The following is an 18,953-nucleotide window of genomic DNA, read 5'->3' as shown; positions in this document are numbered from 1 at the left end:
GTCGTGTGACGAACGGCGCGCGGCAGGCCGGATGATGCGCCGCCGGCAACGGATCGATCGCCCCGTTGAATCGCGCTCGACGAACGGCGCGCTGCCGATCGACGTGGCCGTCGGCCGCGCGACGTGATCGCATGCGCGGCGCGCCGGTCCGGCTTGGGCGATTGGCTCGCCGCGCAAGCGAACGTCGACGCATCGAAAGGCGCGAATCGCGTCGCGCCGTCAAGCATCGGGCATTTCCGCTTTTCGCCGAAGTCTCGTATCACACGCGGCCTAGGTTGGGCTCCGCGCATTCGAATGCCGGTCGGCTGGCGTGCGCGACTCGCACCGCGCCGCCGCGCAGCGAGCATCCCGCTTTTCGCCGAAGTCTCGTATCACGCGCGGCTCCCGGTTGGGCTCCGCGCATTCGAATGCCGGTCGGCCGGCGTGCGCGACTCGCACCGCGCCGCCGCGCGTCGGACATTTGCGCTTTTTCGCATATGCCGAGAATGCCGCGCGTCGCGTGCGATCATCGGCCCGGTACGGCATGCGTGAATCGGGCAGGCGCCGCCGTCCGTCCATACGACCGCGCGACACACGGCCGGCGCAGCATCGAGCCCGGCTGCCTCCACCACGCACGCTCCGCCTCCGCCTCCGCGCAGCCCCGGCATCGGCATCGGCATCGGCGTCGCCGCGTCGCGCGGCACGCATCTCGATGGAGCGATTCCGCTCCCCGGTGTAGCATCACGGCCGTCATGAAAACGATCCTCACCCGCGATTTTCTCGCGCTCATTCTCAGCGTCGCCGTCGTCGGCCTCGGCACGGGCGCCACCCTCCCCCTCACCGCGCTCGCGCTCACCGAGGCGGGCCACGGCACCAACATCGTCGGCATGCTGACCGCCGCGCAGGCGGGCGGCGGCCTCGTCGTCGTGCCGTTCGTGTCGGCGATCACGAAGCGCTTCGGCGGACGGCAAGTGATCGTCGCGTCGGTGCTCATGCTCGCCGCGGCGACCATCCTGATGCAGTTCACGTCGAGCCTCGCCGTCTGGGGCGTGCTGCGCGTCGTCTGCGGCGCCGCGTTGATGCTGCTCTTCACGATCGGCGAAGCGTGGGTCAACCAGCTCGCCGACGATGCGACGCGCGGGCGCGTCGTCGCGATCTACGCGACGAATTTCACGCTGTTCCAGATGGCGGGCCCCGTGCTCGTCAGCCAGATCGCCGGGATGACGAACGTGCGTTTCGCGCTGAGCGGCGCGCTTTTCCTGCTCGCCTTGCCGTCGCTCGCGTCGATCCGCAAGACGCCTGTCGGCGACGAGCCGCATCACGAGGCGCACGACCGCTGGACGCGCGTGATGCCGAAGATGCCCGCGCTCGTCATCGGCACCGCGTTTTTCGCGCTGTTCGACACGCTCGCCCTCTCGCTGCTGCCGCTCTTCGCGATGGAGCGCGGCGTCGCGAGCGGAACGGCCGTGCTGCTCGCGGCGATCCTGCTGTTCGGCGACACCGCGATGCAATTCCCGATCGGCTGGCTCGCCGACAAGCTCGGCCGAGAGCGCGTGCATATCGGCGCGGGTTGCGTCGTGCTCGCGCTGCTGCCGCTGTTGCCCGTCGTCGTCGCGACGCCGTGGCTCTGCTGGCCGCTCCTCTTCGTGCTCGGCGCGGCGGCGGGCAGCGTCTACACGCTGTCGCTCGTCGCGTGCGGCGAGCGCTTCCGCGGCTCGGCGCTCGTGACGGCGAGCTCGCTCGTGTCCGCGTCGTGGAGCGCGGCGAGCTTCGGCGGACCGCTCGTCGCCGGCGCGCTGATGGAGCAGCTCGGCGGCGATGCGCTGGTCGGCGTGCTGATCGTGTCGGCGCTCGCGTTCATCGTCGCCGCGCTTTGGGAGCGACGAACATTGCCGATGCACGCGGCTCGGCAGGAGCGGTGACGCAAATCGGAGCTGCGGACGTTCACGGCCGCGAGTCCGCTGTCGTCAGCGAAAGAATGGACGAGCGCGCATGGTCGCTCGGGATTTGGCAATGTCTTGCGCGGTTTGAAACTTCTCGCTTCCGGCGTTCGAATGCTGAATGCTGAATGCTGAATGCTGAATGCCGAGCCGAGCCGAGCAACGCACGGTGCAGAATACCTTGTGCCAAGCTCCAACTTCGGAATTTGCAATTTCCGACATCGAGCTCTTGGCTTCTGGCTTCTGGCTTCTGGCTTCTGGCTTCTGGCTTCTGGCTTCTGGCTTCGAGGTTCGAGGTTCGAGGTTCGAGGTTCGAGGTTCGAAATTCGAAATTCGAAATTCGAAATTCGAAATTCGAAGCATACGACGCATGAAGCGCCGCGCATGACGCAGCAAACGACATCCCGCCACCGCGTTGCAACGCCCCCTCCGCCCGGACACCGGACCGCCCCGACGCACCCGCCCAAACGACACGGGCGCTTGCAGCACCGAAGCCGCAAGCGCCCGATTCGACCGCTCGCACAGCCCGCCCCGCGACACTGCTCGCCGGGCGGCACGACCGTCTCCCCTCACTACGCTGTCACCCCTTCGACGCCGGCAGAATCTTCCCGACGCACGTCCCGAAGCCGACGCGATACCCGTCGCCCTGGCACCAGCCGGCGAGCGTCAGCTCGTCGCCGTCCTCGAGGAACGCGCGCACGCCGCCGCTCGCGAGCGCGACGGGCTCCTTGCCGTTCCACGTCAGCTCGAGCAGGCTGCCGAACGAATCCTTCGTCGGCCCGCTGATCGTGCCCGAGCCCATCAGGTCGCCGACCCGCGTGTTGCAGCCCGACACCGTGTGATGCGCGAGCTGCTGCGCCATCGTCCAGTACATGTGCTTGAAGTTCGTGCGCGAGATCGTCGTCGCGCCGGCCGCGCCTTCCGGCTTCAGCCGCACTTCGAGCTCGACGTCGAACGCATGCTCGCCGCCGTGGCGCAGATACGCGAGCGGCTCCGGCGCCTGCTTCGGCTGCGCGGTGCGGAACGGCTCGAGCGCGTCGAGCGTGACGATCCACGGCGAGATCGACGTCGCGAACGTCTTCGCGTTGAACGGCCCGAGCGGCACGTATTCCCATTGCTGGATGTCGCGCGCGCTCCAGTCGTTCAGGAGCACCACGCCGAAGATGTGCGACTCCGCGTCCTCGCACGCGATCGGCTCGCCGAGCGCGCTGCCGCGGCCGACGATGAAGCCCGTCTCGAGCTCGATGTCGAGCTTGCGGCACGCGCCGAACACCGGGCGGTCGCTGTCCGGCAGCTTCAGTTGCCCGTTCGGCCGGCGCACCGGCGTACCGCTCACGACGACCGACGACGCGCGGCCGTTGTAGCCGATCGGCATCTCGGACCAGTTCGGCAACAGCGCGTTCTTCGGATCGCGAAACATCGAGCCGACGTTCGTCGCGTGTTCCTTCGACGAATAAAAATCGGTGTAGCCGAGAATGTCGACGGGCAGATGGAGGGTCGCGTCGCGCTGCGCGACGAGCGCGCGCGCGCGCAACGCAGCGTCGTCGCGCAGCCGCGCGCAGCCGCACTCGAAAAGGGCGCTCAGCTGGACGCGCACGCTGCGCCACGCATCGCGGCCGAGCGCGATGAAATCGTTGAGCGCCGGCCGCTCGAACACGGCCGCCCCGCCCTCCACCGTCAACAGGCCCGCGCGCGCGAGCTCGGCGAGATCGACGATCGCATCGCCGAGCGCGACGCCCGCGCGCTTCTCCGGATGGCGCGCATCGCTGAAGATGCCGAACGGCAGGTTCTGGATCGGGAAATCGCACGCGGCGTCGTTCGCCGCGTCGAGCCAACTCTTGCGCGAAGGATCGAGGCTCGCGCGCAGTTCGTCGGGGGTAGCGCTCATCGTTGCTCCGGATTGAAGTGCTTCTTGAGGCCTTGCCAGCATTCGAAGTAATTCGCCTGCAGTTGCGCGGTGTCGAGCGCGAAGCGCGTCGGGCGAATCAGCGTGCGGGTCTCGAACATGAACGCCATCGTGTCGCCGACCTTGTTCGGCTTCGACGTGTCGATCGCCGACGCCTTCTCGAACGTGTCCGCATCCGGCCCGTGGCCCGACATGCAGTTGTGCAGGCTCGCGCCGCCCGGCACGAAGCCTTCCGCCTTCGCGTCGTACGCGCCGTGCACGAGCCCCATGAATTCGCTCGCGACGTTGCGGTGGAACCACGGCGGGCGGAACGTGTCCTCGGCCGCGAGCCAGCGCGGCGGGAAGATCACGAAGTCGATCGCATCGACGCCCGGCGTGTCGCTTTGCGACTGCAGCACGAGGAAGATCGACGGATCGGGATGGTCGTAGCTGATCGAGCCGATCGTGTTGAAGTGACGCAGATCGTACTTGTACGGCGCGTAGTTGCCGTGCCACGCGACGACGTCGAACGGCGAATGATCGATGTCCGCGCGCCAGAGCCGGCCGTTGAGCTTCGCGACGAGTTCGAACGCGCCTTCGCGGTCTTCGTACGACGCTCTCGGCGCGAGAAAGTCACGCGGATTCGCCAGCCCGTTCGAGCCGATCGGCCCGAGGTCCGGCAGCCGCAGCAGCGCGCCGAAGTTCTCGCAAACATAGCCGCGCGCGTGCCCATCCGGCAGCGCGACCGCAAAGCGCACGCCGCGCGGAATCACCGCGATCTCGAACGGCTCGACGTCAAGGCGGCCGAGTTCCGTCATGATGAAAAGCCGCCCTTCCTGCGGCACGATCAAGAGCTCGCCGTCCGCGCTGTAAAAGAAGCGCTCGCGCATCGAGCGGTTCGCCGCGTACAGGTGGATCGCGCAGCCGCTCATCGCGGCGGCCGAGCCGTTGCCCGCCATCGTCACCCAGCCGTCGACGAAATCGGTCGGCTGCGCGGGCATCGGCAGCGGGTCCCAGCGCAACTGGTTCGGCGGAGTCGGCGGCACGTCGTCCGAATCGCCGAAGTCGGCGACGATCCGGCGCTCGCCGGACACGAGCTCGAACGGCCGATGCACGGCGGCGGGCCGGATTCGGTACAGCCACGACCGGCGGTTGTGACCGCGCGGCGCGGTGAACGCGGTGCCGGACAACTGCTCCGCATAAAGCCCGTACGGCGCGCGCTGCGGCGAGTTGCGCGCGTGCGGCAGCGCGCCCGGCAGCGCCTCGGTCGCGAATTCGTTCGCGAAGCCGCTCTGGTAGCCGGCTTCGCCCGGTTTCGATAAATCCAGTGTCATGATTGTCGTTCTCTCCATTCAAGCGACGTTCGGCGCGGCCGCGCCGCGCCGCCGCGTCACGCTCGCGAGGCCGATCACGAGGACGGCCGAGCACAGCACCGGCACGGCCGCCGCGTGGAACAGCGCGTCGTTCGACCAGCCGAGCGCGATCAGTTGCCCGCCGACGAGCGGCCCGAGCACGGAGCCGGCGCGGCCCACGCCGAGACTCCAGCCGATGCCCGTCGAGCGCAGCGACGTCGGGTAATAATGGCCCGCGAGCGCGTTGACCGCGGGCTGTCCGCCGACGACGCAAAAGCCGCCGACGAACACGGCTGCGAGCAGCCAGACGAACGCATGCGCGACCGAGCCGATCATGCCGACCGCGATCGTCGCGCACGCGAAGCACGCGAACAGCACGCGCATGAAGCCGTGCCGTTCGATGAACCAGCCGAGCGACAGCGTGCCGATCACGCCGCCCGTCTGCAGCACCGTGCCGACGATGACGGCCGTGCCGCTTGCGTAGCCCGCGTCGCGCATCACGGTCGGCAGCCAGTTCGACAGGAAATACAGGTCGATCAGGTTCATGAAGTTGATCGCCCACAGCAACAGCGTGACGCCCGCGCGCCCCGCGCGGAACAGTTCGGCAACGGGCGCGCCCTTCGGCGCCGCCTCGCGCACGACGAGCCGCGTGTCGGGCGGCACGGCGAGTTGCGGCGCGAACCTCGCGAGCCACGCGCGCGCCGCTTCGTGCCGGCCCCGCAGCACGAGCAGTTGCGGCGATTCCGGCAGGCGAGCGACCATCGCGGCCGCAAGCGCGAGCGGCACCGCGCCGCCGACGAAGAACACCGCGCGCCAGCCGAACGCCGGAATCAGCGCGGCGCTGACGAAGCCGCCCAGCGCCGCGCCGGCCGTGAAGCCGCACGACACGATCATCATCCGCTTCACGCGGTGCGCGCCCGGGCTGCATTCGCCGACGAGCGCCATCGCATTCGGCATGATGCAGCCGAGCCCGAGGCCCGTCACGAAGCGCAGCGCGATCAGCATCGGGATCGACGTCGCGAACGGCGTCGCGAGCATCGTAAGCGCGAAGAACAACGTCGCGCCGATCAGCACCGGCCGCCGGCCGATGCGATCGGCGAGCACCGACAGGCCGAGCGCGCCGAGCAGCATGCCGAACAGGCTCGCGCTGAAGACGGGCCCGAGCGCCTGCTTCTTCACGCCCCACTCGGCGATCACGCTCGGCGCGACGTAGCCCATCGCCTGCGCATCGAAGCCGTCGATCACGAGACACAGCCCGCAGAGCGCGAGCAGCATCGCGTGAAACGCGGGCCGATGCATGTCGTCGATCACGCGCTCGATTTCGAGCACGCGCGCGCCGGCCGCCGCCGTCATTGCAGCGCCGGCGCGCCGGGCGCGCCGTCGAGCGTGGCCGCGCCGCTGCGCGCGAGCGCCATCGCCTCGCGCAGCACGTCGAGATCGCCGACCTGGTTCGCGAGCAGCAGGATCAGCTTCGCGTTGACGATCTGGCTCTCGCTGTCGGGCAGGTCGCGGTGCATGTCGATCAGCGCCTCGTAGAACGCGTCCGGATCGGATAGACGCAAGCGGGTGTCGAGGTGCATCGTGTGTCTCCTGGTCTCGGTCGGTAGCTGGTTCGGTCACGCGTTGCAGATCGCGCGGGCGAGCGCCGCGCGCACCGCGCCCGCGTCCGCCGTGCGAAAGCGCGCGCACACGTGCTGGTCCGGGCGCAGCAGATAGAACGTGCCGGGATGCGCGTCGTAGCGCTGCGCGGCGAGCCCTTCGCTGTCCTCGATCACGTCGACGCCCGCCACCGCGCGCGCGCCGCCCTTCGGCACGACGAGCACGGGCGCGACGGGCAGCGCGTGGCCGCGCGTCGCGTCGGCGAGCGCGGGCGCGTCGCCGATCGAGCCGAACAGCAGGCCGACGAAGCCGCCTTTCAGATGCTGCAGCAGCCAGCCGGGCTCGCCGTCCGCGAGCACGGGCGCATCCGGCGCGACCGCGCCCGGAACCGGCGCGCGCTCGAACGTGTCGCCCGCCTGATCGGGTGTGTTGAGCCGCGAGTCGGCGAGCACGGCGGGCACCGACAGCCGGCCGCTGTTGACGAGCTTGCGCGCGAACTCGCAGTCGCGCGCGAGCTTGAGCGTCGCGTCGCGGAACACCCGCGAGATCGGGCTCTTCGGCGTGATGAAATCGGTCGAGCGCGTCGAATTGCGGATATTCTCGTCGGCCGCGAATTCGCGCTCGCGCGCATACGTGTCGAGCAGGCGATCCGGCGCGCGGCCGTCGAGCACGAGCTTCAGCTTCCATGCGAGGTTGTCGGCGTCCTGCACGCCGCTGTTCGCGCCGCGCGCGCCGAACGGCGACACGCCGTGCGCGGAATCGCCCGCGAACAGCACGCGGCCGTGGCGGAAGCTGTCCATCCGCTGGCAGCGGAACGTGTAGACGCTCACCCATTCGAGCTCGAACTCGACGTTCGGCCCGAGCAGCGCGCGCACGCGCGGAATCACGCGCTCCGGCGCCTTCTCGGCGACGGGATCGGCGTCCCAGCCGAGCTGAAAATCGATGCGCCACACATCGTCCGGCTGCCGGTGCAGCAGCACCGACTGATTGCGATGGAACGGCGGATCGAACCAGAACCAGCGCTCGGCCGGAAACGGCGCGCTCATCTTCACGTCGGCGATCAGGAAGCGGTCCTTGAACGTGCGGCCGCGGCTGTCGAGGCCCATCATCGCGCGCAGCGGGCTCTTCGAGCCGTCGGCCGCGATCACGTAGCGCGCGCGCAGCGTGTACGGCCCGTCCGGCGTGTCGACGTCGAGCTCCGCGTGATCGGGCGTCTGCCGGATGCCCGTCACGCGGCTCTTCCAGCGCAGGTCGAGGTTCGGCAGCTCGAGCGCGCGCTCGGCCAGATAGCCTTCGACGTAGTACTGCTGCAGATTGACGAACGCGGGCCGCGCGTGTCCCACTTCCGGCAGCAGATCGAACGCGTAGATCAGCTCGTCCTGCAGGAACACCTTGCCGACGTGCCAGCCCACGCCCTTCTGCGCGACCCGCTCGCCGCAGCCGAGGCGATCGAAGATCTCGAGCGTGCGCTTCGCGAAGCAGATCGCGCGCGAGCCGCTCGACAGCGTGTCGTCGTCGTCGAGCAGCACGACGGGCACGCCCTGCTGCGCGAGATCGATCGCGGCCGCGAGCCCGACGGGCCCCGCGCCGACGACGACGGCCGGATGCGGCTCGCCTTCATCCGCACCGGCCGCGCGCGGGCGATAGTCGAACTTCAGCGTCTGATAATCGATGGTCATGATGCCGCCCGCCACGCTCAGCCTTCGAGGGTGTGCCACATTTCCTTGTCGCGCTCGGCCGTCCAGATCCGCGGGTCCGGATGCTGCGTGGCCTCGTCGAACGCGCGCGTCACGTCGAACGGCATGCAGTGATCGAAAATCACCCAGTCGCCGAACTTCGGCTTGAGCGCCGCGTACGTTTCCTTGTAGATCGCGTTCAGGTCCTTGCCCGACGCCGCGCCCGACTTCACCTTCGCGTACAGCTCGCTCACGAACGCGCGCGTGCCGGCGAGCCCGTCCGCGACTTCCTCGCGCGTCTTCAGCGCCGCGCCGCGGCCCGGCACGAGCTTCTCGGGCTCGAGCGCCGCGATCGCGTCGAGCGTCGCCGGCCAGTCCTGGAAGTACGCGTCGCCCGCGTACGGCGTCGCGCCGTACTCGACGAGGTCGCCCGACAGCAGCACCTTCTCCTGCGGCAGCCAGACGACCGTGTCGCCCTTCGTGTGCCCGCGCCCGAGCTGCATGATCTTCACTTCGAGCTTGCCGAGCCGGAGCGTCATCTCGCCCTTGAACGTGAGCGTCGGCCACGTGAGGCCGGGCACCGATTCGACCGAGCGGAACAGGCGCGGAAAGCGCTCGATCTCGCTCTTCATGTCGGCCGCGCCGCGCTCGACGATGAGCTCGTACGTGTCCTGGCTCGCGATCACGTGGTCGGCGCCGTACGCGGATGCGCCCAGCACGCGCACCGCGTGATAGTGCGTGAGCAGCACGTACTTGATCGGCTTGTCGGTGACTTCGCGGATTCGGCGGATTACGTCCTCGGCCATTACGGGCGTCGCCTGCGTGTCGGCGACGAGCACCGCGTCGTCGCCGATGATGATCCCCGTGTTCGGATCGCCTTGCGCCGTATACGCGTACGCATGCTCGGACAGGCGCTCGAACGTCACCTGCTTCTCGGTCAGGTCCGCCTGCGATGCAAATTTCTTGTCACCCGCCATCTGTCGCTCCTTGCTCCGTATTGAGGGATGCGCCGCTTTTGTCGGACAAGCCGCGCGTTCGAATGCTTGATCTGCGTCAATATTGCGATTTACGAATAGTAAAACCAATTACGATTAGTGAAATCAATGTATACCCTAACCGCCAGCGCGGAACCGATATCGATATGAGCAATTCACGCAGCCAATCACGCGCGGCGCTGCTACTATCGTTCGTATGCGGCGGCCGTTTCGGCCGCCTTTCTTCCTTCCGGAGTCCATGGTTCCGCCCACCATTCCCGAGCTCGTCGCCCGCGCGGGCAAGCTGCCGTTCCTGTGCGACCACCTCGCGCTCGAGGACGGCGCGCAAAGCGCGTACGCGCACCTTCGCGACCTGAGGCTGGCGAGCGTCTACGAGCCGATCTACGACGTGTCGATGCCGGGTGCGCCGCAATCGACGTCGCTCACCGACGCGATCGAGCGCTACGGCGACGAACTGGGTTTCCAGGCGGTCACGTACCTGGGCGGCGCGCCGTTCGATCCGATCGACGCCGTCGCCGACGATCAGGAGCTCGTCGCGCTCGACCGGCTCGCGCGCAGCCTGCACGCGATCAACTTCTTCGGCGCGCAGCGGCACGGGCTGCTGTTCCTGCGCGTGCACGAGCGGCTGTTGAAGAGCGTCAAGTACGACCACGGCAAGCACTTCTCGACGGTGCTCAAGGGGTTCGGGCTGCCGCCCGAGCGCGTCGTGATCGAGCTGCCGGCCGCGGCCGTCGCGCACAAGACGTTCCTCGGCTATCTGACGAAGAGTTATCAGCACTACGGCTTCAAGGTCGCCGACAAGCTGCCCGATCCGGGGCGCATCCTCGCCGTCGAGTCGGACATGGCGCGGCCGGACTACATCAAGATGGATGCGGCGATCGCGCTGCGCGAAGGGATGGTGAAGGCGCTCGTCGGCTATGCGCAGCGCGTGCGCATTCCGCTCATCTTCGATCACGTCGTCGACGAAACGCAGTTCGAGCTGCTGCGTCAGTACGACGTGCGGCTCGTGCAAGGGCCGGTGTTCTCGCAGCCGGCCGCGGTCTGACGGAGGCGGCCGCGTACGGCGCGCCGTGCGCCGCGCGGAACGCGCACGCCGCGGGCAAGATTGCGCGGCGCGATGCCGCGCCGGGCGGCGTGCGAGGAATCGGGGCGACGCGGTCGCCGCCACCGCCGGGCGCCGGTCACGCCTCGCGTTTCCCGACACGCGCGATGACACCTCCGTGATTGTCGCGTCGCGGCCGCGCATCGGAGCATCGGTGCATCGGCCGCCGCGATCGGGGCGAGGCGATTGCCGACCGCGCGAAGCATAAGCGTCGGCTTTCCCGACGCGCGCGACGCATGCGCCGCATTTGCGTCGCGACGCGCGCATTTCGCAATGCCTGGGGTCTGCATCGCCATCGCTCGGCAACGCCCGCGCAACGCCGGTTCAATGGTCGCCGTCGTCGCGCACCGCCAGATCGCCCGCCACTTCGAGCCCCGGAATACGGCTCGCGTACCACGTGTGCGCTTTCGGCCGAATCACCGACGGATCGTCGAGCGTCGCGTAGTTGACCTCGACCGTCGTGGGCGCATCCGAGCGCCGATATTCGAGCTGCGCGCCGCACTGCGCGCAAAAGCGCCGCTCGCCCCACGCGCTCGACGCAAACACGCGCGGCGCGCCCTTCACATACTCGAACGCGCCGATCGGCACCGTCGCCCATGCGAGCACGGCGGCGCCCGTCGTCCGCTGGCACAGCCGACAATGGCAGAAACCCGCGTCGGCGGGCACGCCGGCGATCCGGTAACGAATCGCGCCGCACGCGCACCCGCCTTCCAACGATTCCGAGCCCGGCATCACGGACATCCTGTTCACGTTGCACCTGAACGGTGCGGTAGAAAGCGGGGTCTACGATACAACCGATCGCGCCAGGCTGTCGCGTTGCATCGAAGTGCGCGGCGGCGCGTCGAAATGCGGAAAGCAAGCGTTGGAATGCGCAGCGCCGAATGACCATGCCGCATTACATCATGCGCCAGCGCGCGGCCGGACGGCGCGCGGCGGCGCGCCTGCGCGCGACTCAGCCCAGTTGCCCGAGCCGCCGCGCGAGCGCCTTCAGCTTCGGGCCGACCCGGTTGCGAAACACGTCCTCTCTCATCGACGACGCCGGCCCGCTGCAGCTCAGAATCAGCCAGCGCCCTTCGCGCGGCTCGCGAAACGGCACCGCGACCGCGTTCACGTCCCCGTGCCAATCGCGAAACGAGTAGCAGCAGCCGTCGACGGCGAATTCGCCCACCGCGCGCTCCGCCGCCTCGACGAGCGCCGCCCCCGCCCGCCCCTTCCCCGCCGTCTTGCGCAGCTCGGCGAAGAGCGCGGCGCGCGCGTCGGGCGGCTGCACGGCGAGATACGCGCGCCCCATCGAGCTCGTCAGCATCGACAGCCGCGACCCCGACGCGAGCCCGAGCGTCAGCGCCGTCTCGCTGCGGATCGTCTCGAGGTAGATCATGTCGAGGCCGTCGCGGCAGCCGAGCGACACCGCCGCGCCGATCTCGCGCGCGAGCGCCTGCATGTGCGGCCGCGCGAGCGCGAGCGTGTCGGAGCCCGCGAGCAGCGCATAGCCGAGCGACAGCACGCCCGCGTCGAGCGCGTACTTGCCGAGCGCGTCGTCGTAGCGCAGATAGCCGAGCACGGTGAGCGTGTACGCGAGCCGGTTGACGGTCGCCTTCGGCAGCCCGGTCCGCTCGGCGAAGTCGCGGTTGCCGAGCATCGTTTCGCCGGGCCTGAACGCACGCAGCAGATCCAGCCCCCGCGCGAGGGCGACGACGAACTTGCGTTCGTCGAGCGTGTCGGCATCGATGGTCGAAAAATTCATGCGGTGATACACTGGGTTCAATTTGCAAAACATTGTTCCGCACAGCGGAACTATAGTCAAGTGAGGAGATGACGAGATGGCTGCCGCAACCTTTCATTGGGACGATCCGCTGCTGCTCGCCCAGCAGCTCGGCGACGACGAGCGCATGGTGCGCGACGCCGCGAACGCCTACGCGCAGGACAAGCTCGCGCCGCGCGTGACGCAGGCGTTCCGCCACGAAACCACCGATACGGCGATCTTCCGCGAGATGGGCGAGCTCGGCCTTCTCGGCCCGACGATCCCCGAACAGTACGGCGGCCCCGGTCTCGGCTACGTGAGCTACGGCCTGATCGCGCGCGAGGTCGAGCGCGTCGATTCGGGCTATCGGTCGATGATGTCGGTGCAGTCGTCGCTCGTGATGGTGCCGATCTTCGAATTCGGCTCCGACGCTCAGAAGGAAAAGTACCTGCCGAAGCTCGCCACGGGCGAATGGATCGGCTGCTTCGGCCTGACCGAGCCGAACCACGGCTCCGATCCGGGCGGCATGGTCACGCGCGCGAAGAAGGTGCCGGGCGGCTACTCGCTGTCTGGCTCGAAGATGTGGATCACGAATTCGCCGATCGCCGACGTGTTCGTCGTCTGGGCGAAGCTCGACGAGGACGGCCGCGACGAAATTCGCGGATTCATTCTCGAGAAGGGCTGGAAGGGCCTGTCGGCGCCCGCGATCCACGGCAAGGTGGGGCTGCGCGCGTCGATCACGGGCGAGATCGTGCTCGATGAAGCGTTCGTGCCCGAAGAGAACATCCTGCCGGGCGTGAAGGGCCTGCGCGGCCCGTTCACGTGCCTGAACTCGGCGCGCTACGGCATCGCATGGGGCGCGCTCGGCGCGGCCGAATCGTGCTGGCACACCGCGCGCCAGTACGTGCTCGATCGCAAGCAGTTCGGCCGGCCGCTCGCCGCCAACCAGTTGATCCAGAAGAAGCTCGCCGACATGCAGACCGAAATCACGCTCGGCCTGCAAGGGGTGCTGCGGCTCGGCCGGATGAAGGACGAAGGCACGGCGGCCGTCGAGATCACGTCGATCATGAAGCGCAACTCGTGCGGCAAGGCGCTCGACATCGCCCGCCTCGCGCGCGACATGCTGGGCGGCAACGGCATCTCGGACGAATTCGGCGTCGCGCGCCATCTCGTGAATCTCGAGGTGGTGAATACGTACGAAGGCACGCACGACATCCACGCGCTGATTCTCGGCCGCGCGCAAACGGGCATTCAGGCGTTCTTTTGAGCCTCGCGCATACGCGATCCGGGCCGGCTTCCCGCTTTGCGCTTTGGCCGACGCCCGCGCCGCCGAGGCCCGCGCGCATTGCGCGGCAGCCACGCGCCGGCCGGGGCCTCCGGATCGCTTCGGTGTCGCCGCAAACGAAAAAGCCCCGGCACGCTCGCCGGGGCTTTTTCGTCACATGACAGTCACGCCGCTCACTTGTTCGGCTGCGGCGTCAGGCGCAGGTACGGACGCACCGCCTTGAAGCCCTTCGGGAAGCGCTGCTTCAGCTCTTCCGGGTCCTGCAGCGACGGCACGATCACGACGTCGTCGCCATCCTTCCAGTTGCCGGGCGTCGCGACCTTGTAGTTGTCGGTCAATTGCAGCGAGTCGATGACGCGCAGCACTTCGTCGAAATTGCGGCCGGTGCTTGCCGGGTAGGTGATGATGAGGCGCACCTTCTTGTTCGGGTCGATCACGAATAGCGAGCGCACGGTGAGCGTCTCGTTCGCGTTCGGATGAATCATGTCGTACAGCTCGGAAACCTTGCGGTCGCCGTCGGCGATGATCGGGAAGCCGACGCTCGTCGCCTGGGTCTCGTTGATGTCGTCGATCCAGCCCTTGTGCGACTCGACGCTGTCGACCGACAGCGCAATCACCTTCACGTTGCGCTTCTCGAATTCGCCCTTGAGCTTCGCGGTCAGGCCGAGCTCCGTCGTGCAGACGGGCGTGTAGTCGGCCGGATGCGAGAACAGGACGCCCCAACTGTTGCCGAGCCATCCATGGAATTTGATGCGACCGAGGCTCGAATCCTGCTCGAAATCCGGCGCGGTGTCGCCAAGACGTAGACTCATGTTGCAGCTCCTTGAACTTGCATGGGTTGGGTGCCCCGGCGCACGATGCGCACGGGCAAGCTTTTAGCTTAAGGGATTCCGCGGCCGGCGCGAACGATTATTCCGTCAGATATTCATGCCTTTTCGTCATTCTTGCCGAGAGGCGTTTGACAATCCCGGAAACTTTTTCGTTCCGGATCGGCTCTCTATTGTCATTGCAAGTCGTTTACCATGCTACACAAGCGCGATCTTGCGCCGCCTGTACGCTGAGCCGCCGCGCTCGCCCGCAGGCACGGGTTTCGCTACGATGTGCGTAGGACAACCCGCCTCGGCAAGAAGGGAGTCGCAATGTCTGAAGTCAACAAGGAGAAACTGATGTCGGATATCAAAACTGTTCTCGCGGACGCGGAAGACCTGCTGAAGCAGGCCGCGAGCAGCACGGGCGACCGTGCGACCGAGCTGCGCGAGAAGGCGCTCACGCGCCTGAAGCAGGCGAAGGAGAAGGCGGCCGACGTTCAGGTGGTCGTGGTCGAAAAAGGCAAGAAGGCGGCGCGCGCCACCGACGATTACGTACACGAGCATCCGTGGACGTCGATCGGCATCGCGGCCGGCGTCGGCGTGCTGGTCGGCCTCTTGATCAATCGCAAGTAACGCGGCGCGCCAACGCGAGAGACAGCCCCCGGCGGCGCGCACGGGCGCGCCGCCGGGATTACGCGCTCCGGCCCGTCGCGGCGCCGGCCGTTCTCCGCGCGCAAGCGCTTCATCCATGACGACAGAAACCTCATCGCATCAGTCCGCGCACGGACCGCTGCGCCGCCTGCTCGGCTCCGTGTTCGCGCTCCTGCAGACCCGGCTGGAACTCGTCGGCATCGAGCTCGCCGAGGAGAAGGAGCGCCTGATGGGCGTGCTCTTCCTCGGACTCGCCGCAATGATGCTCGCGACGATGGCACTCATCAGCCTCACGGTGCTCGTCACGATCGCGTTCTGGGACACCTACCGCTGGCAGTCGCTCGCCGTCATCACCGCGCTCTACGCGCTCGGCGCGCTCTTCTGCGGACTGAAGGCGCGCTCGGGACTACGCAATGCGCCCGTCGTGTTCGAGGCGACGCTGAACGAACTGGAAAAGGACCGCGAGCTGTTCCGCGGCAAGTCGTGAACGCGCGGCCGCGCTCCTCGCCGCGCCCTTCTTCTTCTCGCCAATCTCCCGTCGACGCGCCATGAGTTACTCCGCTCCGGAACAACGATTCCGCACCGCTTCGCAGAAGCGGCACATGAGCGCGGCCCAGTACCGCGCGCTACGCAAGGAACTGCTGATCCTGCGCTCCGACGTCGAGCGCCTGGAACTCGCACAGGCGGGCGCCGAGCTGCGCCAGTCCGTCACGCATTTCAAGTGGCTGAAGTTCCTCGTGCCCGGCGTGTCGGGCGGCTCGCTCGGCAAGTCGGCGAGGAACGTGAACGCGACGCTCGGCGCGCTCGTCAGCCAGTATCCGTTGTTGAGCTCGCTCGCATCCGTCGTGCTGGCGAAGCCCATGCGGGCGCTGCTGCGGGCAAGCGCGCGCCCCGCACTCAAATGGGGTGCCGTCGGCTTCGCGGTGTGGGAGGCGTATCAGATCTGGAGGCAGGCGAAGAGCAGCGACGACTCATCCGCCCCATCCGACGCGCCGGCGCCGCGCGATCGGCGTGCGTAGCCGCAATCGGTCGAGCCTCGGGCCGAATCGCGCCTAACCCGTTCGCCAACAAGCGTCGGCGTTCGGCATATGCCGGCCGGCAGCATTCGCTCCGGCCACGCGATTCTCGCGCGTGCCGTCCGCGTGCAGCACATAGGCTCCGCAGCGGTCGTCCCGCATCGCACCATCGACAGTCGGGCTCGCCTCCAGCGCATAACCACCACGCGCGCCGTCGAACATGATCCGCAACGCATAGACGGCGTTGTCCGAATCGGGCACCCGATTCATTTCTTCCGGCAATGCGGCGGGCGCCCCCTCGCCGAACGCGTCGACATACTGCGCGGCGCGATACAGCGCGGCAATCGCGCTCAACCGGTTCCCGCGTTCGACATGGCCGCGATACGACGGCACCGCAAACGCCGCCAGCACGGCCACGATCGCAAGTGCGACGATCACTTCGATCAGCGTGAAACCGCGCAAATGCGAACTGCGTTCACCATACTTCATTACCGCTTCCCTCTCCATCTATGCCGGCCGTCCGACAACCCGGCGCCAACGGCGTTCGATGCGACTGCTGTCGATCGCAACCTGCAGTTGCAGCCACTCGACCGTATCCTTCATCGCACCCACGCCACGCGCGGTCACGAGGTATGCGCGCGCGTTGGGACGACCCGGCAGCTTCCACGCTTCGATCACGCAGCTCGGCGCCTGCGCCGCGCCCGGCCATCCGGCGTATGGCCTGAACGCGCCGCCGCCGTCGAACGCGCCCGGTTGCCGCCACCCATCCGGCTCGCGTGCCGTCGTCGCATCGCCTCCCGCGGGGGCGAATGGCGCCGTACCGCTCGACAGCGCATCGGCGCACGCCTCGAGCGCGGCGTCCGCTGCGCGAAATGCAATCGATCGACTCGCGACGTTCGTCGTGCGCCGAATTTCCGTCTTCGCAATCTCGAACCACGCGGACGACATCACGATCAACGAAGCCGTTACGGCAAGTACACCTGGCAGCGCAACACCGGACGAGCCGCGCGTTGCGCGCTCGCGCCGCCACGCCGCTTCGCGCCGCACCGAATGGCGGCGAACGATCCGCACGCGTTTTGCCCGAAGCACGGCTGCGAAACGCATCATGCGCTTTCTCGATTGCGAACGGCAACATACCGTCGCAACGAGAACCTCGTGCGCGTGTCCTGCGCGCTCGCCGTTCGCCCTTCGCAATCGACGTAACGCACGAGTCGCCCCGTGCGCATGCCCCGCACTTGCACGCAAACGGCCACGGCGGCCACATGCGCCCAATCCGCGGCGGTCAAAGCCGACGCATCGGTCCACTGCACTGCACCGCTCAGCCGGTAGCGCAAACGCAAGCGCTCGACGCCCTCGACAAGCGGCTGTGCAATGCCGGGCCTACCACTGCCCTCGCAGTACAGCTCCGGCTCGCCCGTCGATGTGCTGACGCGCGCGTAGAAGCGATTGACGATCACCGGCTTTCCGTCGGCGGCGCCGACGCCCTGGCCGAGACAGTCCGTCGCTTGGCCGCTCGTCGTCGGCCAAGTGGAATTGCCGTCACCGACGTAGCGGACGACGAGGCCGTCGGAGCCGTTCGCGAGCGGATCGCATGCGAGTTGCCCGTCGGCTCCGACAGGCCTTCCCGCGACACAGCCGAACAGCCCCTGCACGGGCAGCGCATCGTGCGCGTCGAGCGGCACGAAGCCCGCGATCTGGATCTGCTGGGCAATCAGCGCGAGCGATGCCTGTGCAGCGTCGCGCAACCGCGCGGCCTCTGCCGCCGTTGCATAGGCGGCCCGCTGCACGCGATAGAGCGAGATCGCGGCCAGCAGGATCAGCAAGCCGAGCGCCATTGCGATCATCACCTCGATCAGCGTGTGGGCACGCCAACGCGCCGCTCGCATCATGAGCGCTCCGTCAATGCATACGCGAGCGTCACGCATTGCCTATCACCGTCACGCGAAGCCGCAACATCGCCTTCACAACGCAACGGCTCCACCGCAACCGCTCCGGAGCGTTGCCATTCGACGCGCACGCTAGCAGTGCCGGCGCCTCCGCTCGTCGCGACGAGCCTCCCGTGACGCAAACGTGACATCGACAGGTCCCAATCGACGCCCGACGGCCCGCCGGCTCGCGCCATCTCCGCCCACGAATCGGCGACGAGCATCGCCTGCTCGCGCGCCGCGGCGTCGCGTTCGCCGCGTATCGTCGCGAGAAAAGCGGCGATTACGCCAAGCGCCGCGATCGCGAGCAGCGCGCATGCGATCGCCACCTCGAGCAACGAGCTCCCGCGCATCGGCCGAAATCGCATCATGTCGACGCTCCGCAACCGCCCTCGGAAAGCCGTACGCGACCGCCTGCCGCGATCCGCAAACAGCGTCGCCAACGGTCGCCGCGCCACGCGTCAGACGCATCGCTCGGCGCGAACTCGAAACTCCGGAAGCCGCCGATCACTTGGCCCGCAGGCGGCGTAAATACGACGTCGCCGCCCGCGCCCGTCACGGCCACCTGAGCGTCGCGCACAATGCGTCGCAAGACGCGCGTTCCACGCTCGCCGTCCGCGACGGCCACGGCCCAGCCGCACGACCAGTCGGTCGCTCCGTCGTCGCACGGCCGCCCCGCCGCGATGCATCTCGCGGCAGCATCGCTGCGGCACAGCATGACGCGCATGCCGAGCCTGACCGCCTCCCCTCGCGCATACGCGAGCGATGCGCCGAACACGCGCGCACGTGCGTCGATCCGGTCGCGCATGCGCGCGCCGGCGAACGTTGGCGCGGCCAACGTCGCAACAAGTGCAACCAGCACGAGCACGACCATCAATTCGACGAGCATGAAACCCGCCGTCGCTCGCCCGCAACCTTCCGCTCGCATCGCCCGCTCCGTGAATCCGATGCGCCGACTCTACCGGGGTCGACGAACGGGCGCCATCTGCCGAATGGCC

Annotated in this window: 20 protein-coding genes; 6 read left to right on the top strand and 14 right to left on the bottom strand. The window is 68.1% G+C overall.

Features of this window, described 5'->3' with window-relative positions; genetic code table 11:
- Positions 1-131: 131 nt before the first annotated feature.
- Entirely contained in the window at positions 132-1,901 is a 1,770-nt protein-coding gene (locus X946_RS25430) for an MFS transporter (protein ID WP_326929497.1), read from the top strand.
- A 598-nt stretch (positions 1,902-2,499) separates the two neighbouring features.
- On the opposite strand, the gene fahA is transcribed toward X946_RS25430, so the two are convergent.
- From fahA to X946_RS25400, 6 genes are read right to left on the bottom strand one after another with little or no spacing between them, the layout of a single operon-like run.
- Positions 2,500-3,807, bottom strand: a complete 1,308-nt coding sequence (gene fahA, locus X946_RS25425) for a fumarylacetoacetase (protein WP_038753407.1) — start codon at positions 3,805-3,807, stop codon at positions 2,500-2,502.
- The gene (gene hmgA, locus X946_RS25420) at positions 3,804-5,138 is read right to left on the bottom strand and encodes a homogentisate 1,2-dioxygenase (RefSeq protein WP_038753466.1); all 1,335 of its coding nucleotides are present in this window, start codon (positions 5,136-5,138) and stop codon (positions 3,804-3,806) included. The genes fahA and hmgA overlap by 4 nt, the downstream gene beginning before the upstream one ends.
- An 18-nt stretch (positions 5,139-5,156) precedes the next feature.
- Positions 5,157-6,509, bottom strand: coding sequence for an MFS transporter (locus X946_RS25415; protein WP_038753405.1), 1,353 nt, complete (start codon positions 6,507-6,509; stop codon positions 5,157-5,159).
- The gene (locus X946_RS25410) at positions 6,506-6,736 is read right to left on the bottom strand and encodes a DUF2783 domain-containing protein (protein WP_038753403.1); all 231 of its coding nucleotides are present in this window, start codon (positions 6,734-6,736) and stop codon (positions 6,506-6,508) included. Before X946_RS25410 ends, X946_RS25415 begins: the two co-directional genes overlap by 4 nt.
- Positions 6,737-6,772: 36 nt before the next feature.
- The gene (locus X946_RS25405) at positions 6,773-8,434 is read right to left on the bottom strand and encodes an FAD-dependent oxidoreductase (RefSeq protein WP_038753464.1); all 1,662 of its coding nucleotides are present in this window, start codon (positions 8,432-8,434) and stop codon (positions 6,773-6,775) included.
- 17 nt (positions 8,435-8,451) lie between these two features.
- Entirely contained in the window at positions 8,452-9,408 is a 957-nt protein-coding gene (locus tag X946_RS25400; protein ID WP_038753401.1) for an MBL fold metallo-hydrolase, read from the bottom strand.
- A gap of 256 nt (positions 9,409-9,664) precedes the next feature.
- On the opposite strand from X946_RS25400, the gene X946_RS25395 reads away from it, so the two are divergent.
- The gene (locus X946_RS25395) at positions 9,665-10,471 is read left to right on the top strand and encodes an EAL domain-containing protein (protein ID WP_038753400.1); all 807 of its coding nucleotides are present in this window, start codon (positions 9,665-9,667) and stop codon (positions 10,469-10,471) included.
- A 381-nt stretch (positions 10,472-10,852) separates the two neighbouring features.
- Here the strand turns inward: X946_RS25395 and X946_RS25390 are convergent, their stop codons facing one another.
- Complete coding sequence (locus X946_RS25390; RefSeq protein WP_038753461.1) at positions 10,853-11,260, bottom strand: GFA family protein; 408 nt, start codon at positions 11,258-11,260, stop codon at positions 10,853-10,855.
- 220 nt (positions 11,261-11,480) lie between these two features.
- Positions 11,481-12,272: an IclR family transcriptional regulator gene (locus X946_RS25385; RefSeq protein WP_038753399.1), complete on the bottom strand. Its 792-nt coding sequence runs from the start codon at positions 12,270-12,272 to the stop codon at positions 11,481-11,483.
- Between the two features lie 76 nt (positions 12,273-12,348).
- On the opposite strand from X946_RS25385, the gene X946_RS25380 reads away from it, so the two are divergent.
- Positions 12,349-13,536: an acyl-CoA dehydrogenase gene (locus tag X946_RS25380; protein ID WP_038753398.1), complete on the top strand. Its 1,188-nt coding sequence runs from the start codon at positions 12,349-12,351 to the stop codon at positions 13,534-13,536.
- Positions 13,537-13,727: 191 nt separating this feature from the next.
- On the opposite strand, the gene X946_RS25375 is transcribed toward X946_RS25380, so the two are convergent.
- Complete coding sequence (locus X946_RS25375) at positions 13,728-14,366, bottom strand: peroxiredoxin (RefSeq protein WP_038753397.1); 639 nt, start codon at positions 14,364-14,366, stop codon at positions 13,728-13,730.
- Positions 14,367-14,693: 327 nt separating this feature from the next.
- Here X946_RS25375 and X946_RS25370 point away from each other — a divergent pair, with 327 nt between their 5' ends.
- The 3 genes from X946_RS25370 (at position 14,694) to X946_RS25360 (ending at position 16,033) form a co-directional block, all read left to right on the top strand.
- Positions 14,694-14,996 carry a DUF883 family protein gene (locus tag X946_RS25370; RefSeq protein WP_038753396.1) on the top strand — a complete coding sequence of 101 codons (303 nt, stop codon included), beginning with the start codon at positions 14,694-14,696 and terminating at the stop codon, positions 14,994-14,996.
- Between the two features lie 115 nt (positions 14,997-15,111).
- Entirely contained in the window at positions 15,112-15,501 is a 390-nt protein-coding gene (locus tag X946_RS25365; RefSeq protein ID WP_038753395.1) for a phage holin family protein, read from the top strand.
- A 115-nt stretch (positions 15,502-15,616) separates the two neighbouring features.
- Entirely contained in the window at positions 15,617-16,033 is a 417-nt protein-coding gene (locus tag X946_RS25360) for a DUF3318 domain-containing protein (protein WP_038753394.1), read from the top strand.
- 33 nt (positions 16,034-16,066) lie between these two features.
- Here X946_RS25360 and X946_RS25355 read toward each other — a convergent pair whose 3' ends face one another.
- From X946_RS25355 to X946_RS25335, 5 genes are read right to left on the bottom strand one after another with little or no spacing between them, the layout of a single operon-like run.
- Positions 16,067-16,519 carry a type IV pilin protein gene (locus tag X946_RS25355; RefSeq protein WP_038753393.1) on the bottom strand — a complete coding sequence of 151 codons (453 nt, stop codon included), beginning with the start codon at positions 16,517-16,519 and terminating at the stop codon, positions 16,067-16,069.
- 18 nt (positions 16,520-16,537) lie between these two features.
- Positions 16,538-17,137: a pilus assembly protein gene (locus X946_RS25350; RefSeq protein ID WP_038753392.1), complete on the bottom strand. Its 600-nt coding sequence runs from the start codon at positions 17,135-17,137 to the stop codon at positions 16,538-16,540.
- Positions 17,134-17,919, bottom strand: a complete 786-nt coding sequence (locus X946_RS25345; protein ID WP_038753391.1) for a PilW family protein — start codon at positions 17,917-17,919, stop codon at positions 17,134-17,136. The genes X946_RS25350 and X946_RS25345 overlap by 4 nt, the downstream gene beginning before the upstream one ends.
- Positions 17,916-18,326 carry a type IV pilus modification PilV family protein gene (locus tag X946_RS25340; RefSeq protein ID WP_081990026.1) on the bottom strand — a complete coding sequence of 137 codons (411 nt, stop codon included), beginning with the start codon at positions 18,324-18,326 and terminating at the stop codon, positions 17,916-17,918. The genes X946_RS25345 and X946_RS25340 overlap by 4 nt, the downstream gene beginning before the upstream one ends.
- Positions 18,323-18,883 carry a GspH/FimT family protein gene (locus X946_RS25335; protein WP_038753390.1) on the bottom strand — a complete coding sequence of 187 codons (561 nt, stop codon included), beginning with the start codon at positions 18,881-18,883 and terminating at the stop codon, positions 18,323-18,325. The genes X946_RS25340 and X946_RS25335 overlap by 4 nt, the downstream gene beginning before the upstream one ends.
- Positions 18,884-18,953 lie beyond the last annotated feature (70 nt).

This window comes from Burkholderia sp. ABCPW 111 (assembly GCF_000773065.1).
GTDB classification, from domain to species: Bacteria; Pseudomonadota; Gammaproteobacteria; order Burkholderiales; family Burkholderiaceae; genus Burkholderia; species Burkholderia savannae.
This window is presented reverse-complemented; position numbering and strand designations above follow the sequence as displayed.

Excerpts from the sequence above, each read along its gene's own strand:
- X946_RS25345 (WP_038753391.1), bottom strand. The coding sequence starts at position 17,919 with ATGATGCGAGCGGCGCGTTGGCGTGCCCACACGCTGATCGAGGTGATG.
- hmgA (WP_038753466.1), bottom strand. The coding sequence starts at position 5,138 with ATGACACTGGATTTATCGAAACCGGGCGAAGCCGGCTACCAGAGCGGC.
- X946_RS25390 (WP_038753461.1), bottom strand. The coding sequence starts at position 11,260 with ATGCCGGGCTCGGAATCGTTGGAAGGCGGGTGCGCGTGCGGCGCGATT.
- X946_RS25355 (WP_038753393.1), bottom strand. The coding sequence starts at position 16,519 with ATGAAGTATGGTGAACGCAGTTCGCATTTGCGCGGTTTCACGCTGATC.
- X946_RS25335 (WP_038753390.1), bottom strand. The coding sequence starts at position 18,883 with ATGCGAGCGGAAGGTTGCGGGCGAGCGACGGCGGGTTTCATGCTCGTC.
- X946_RS25370 (WP_038753396.1), top strand. The coding sequence starts at position 14,694 with ATGTCTGAAGTCAACAAGGAGAAACTGATGTCGGATATCAAAACTGTT.
- X946_RS25385 (WP_038753399.1), bottom strand. The coding sequence starts at position 12,272 with ATGAATTTTTCGACCATCGATGCCGACACGCTCGACGAACGCAAGTTC.
- X946_RS25400 (WP_038753401.1), bottom strand. The coding sequence starts at position 9,408 with ATGGCGGGTGACAAGAAATTTGCATCGCAGGCGGACCTGACCGAGAAG.
- X946_RS25405 (WP_038753464.1), bottom strand. The coding sequence starts at position 8,434 with ATGACCATCGATTATCAGACGCTGAAGTTCGACTATCGCCCGCGCGCG.
- X946_RS25365 (WP_038753395.1), top strand. The coding sequence starts at position 15,112 with ATGACGACAGAAACCTCATCGCATCAGTCCGCGCACGGACCGCTGCGC.
- X946_RS25380 (WP_038753398.1), top strand. The coding sequence starts at position 12,349 with ATGGCTGCCGCAACCTTTCATTGGGACGATCCGCTGCTGCTCGCCCAG.
- X946_RS25410 (WP_038753403.1), bottom strand. The coding sequence starts at position 6,736 with ATGCACCTCGACACCCGCTTGCGTCTATCCGATCCGGACGCGTTCTAC.
- X946_RS25415 (WP_038753405.1), bottom strand. The coding sequence starts at position 6,509 with ATGACGGCGGCGGCCGGCGCGCGCGTGCTCGAAATCGAGCGCGTGATC.
- X946_RS25430 (WP_326929497.1), top strand. The coding sequence starts at position 132 with ATGCGCGGCGCGCCGGTCCGGCTTGGGCGATTGGCTCGCCGCGCAAGC.
- X946_RS25395 (WP_038753400.1), top strand. The coding sequence starts at position 9,665 with ATGGTTCCGCCCACCATTCCCGAGCTCGTCGCCCGCGCGGGCAAGCTG.
- X946_RS25350 (WP_038753392.1), bottom strand. The coding sequence starts at position 17,137 with ATGATGCGTTTCGCAGCCGTGCTTCGGGCAAAACGCGTGCGGATCGTT.
- X946_RS25375 (WP_038753397.1), bottom strand. The coding sequence starts at position 14,366 with ATGAGTCTACGTCTTGGCGACACCGCGCCGGATTTCGAGCAGGATTCG.
- X946_RS25360 (WP_038753394.1), top strand. The coding sequence starts at position 15,617 with ATGAGCGCGGCCCAGTACCGCGCGCTACGCAAGGAACTGCTGATCCTG.
- X946_RS25340 (WP_081990026.1), bottom strand. The coding sequence starts at position 18,326 with ATGATGCGATTTCGGCCGATGCGCGGGAGCTCGTTGCTCGAGGTGGCG.
- fahA (WP_038753407.1), bottom strand. The coding sequence starts at position 3,807 with ATGAGCGCTACCCCCGACGAACTGCGCGCGAGCCTCGATCCTTCGCGC.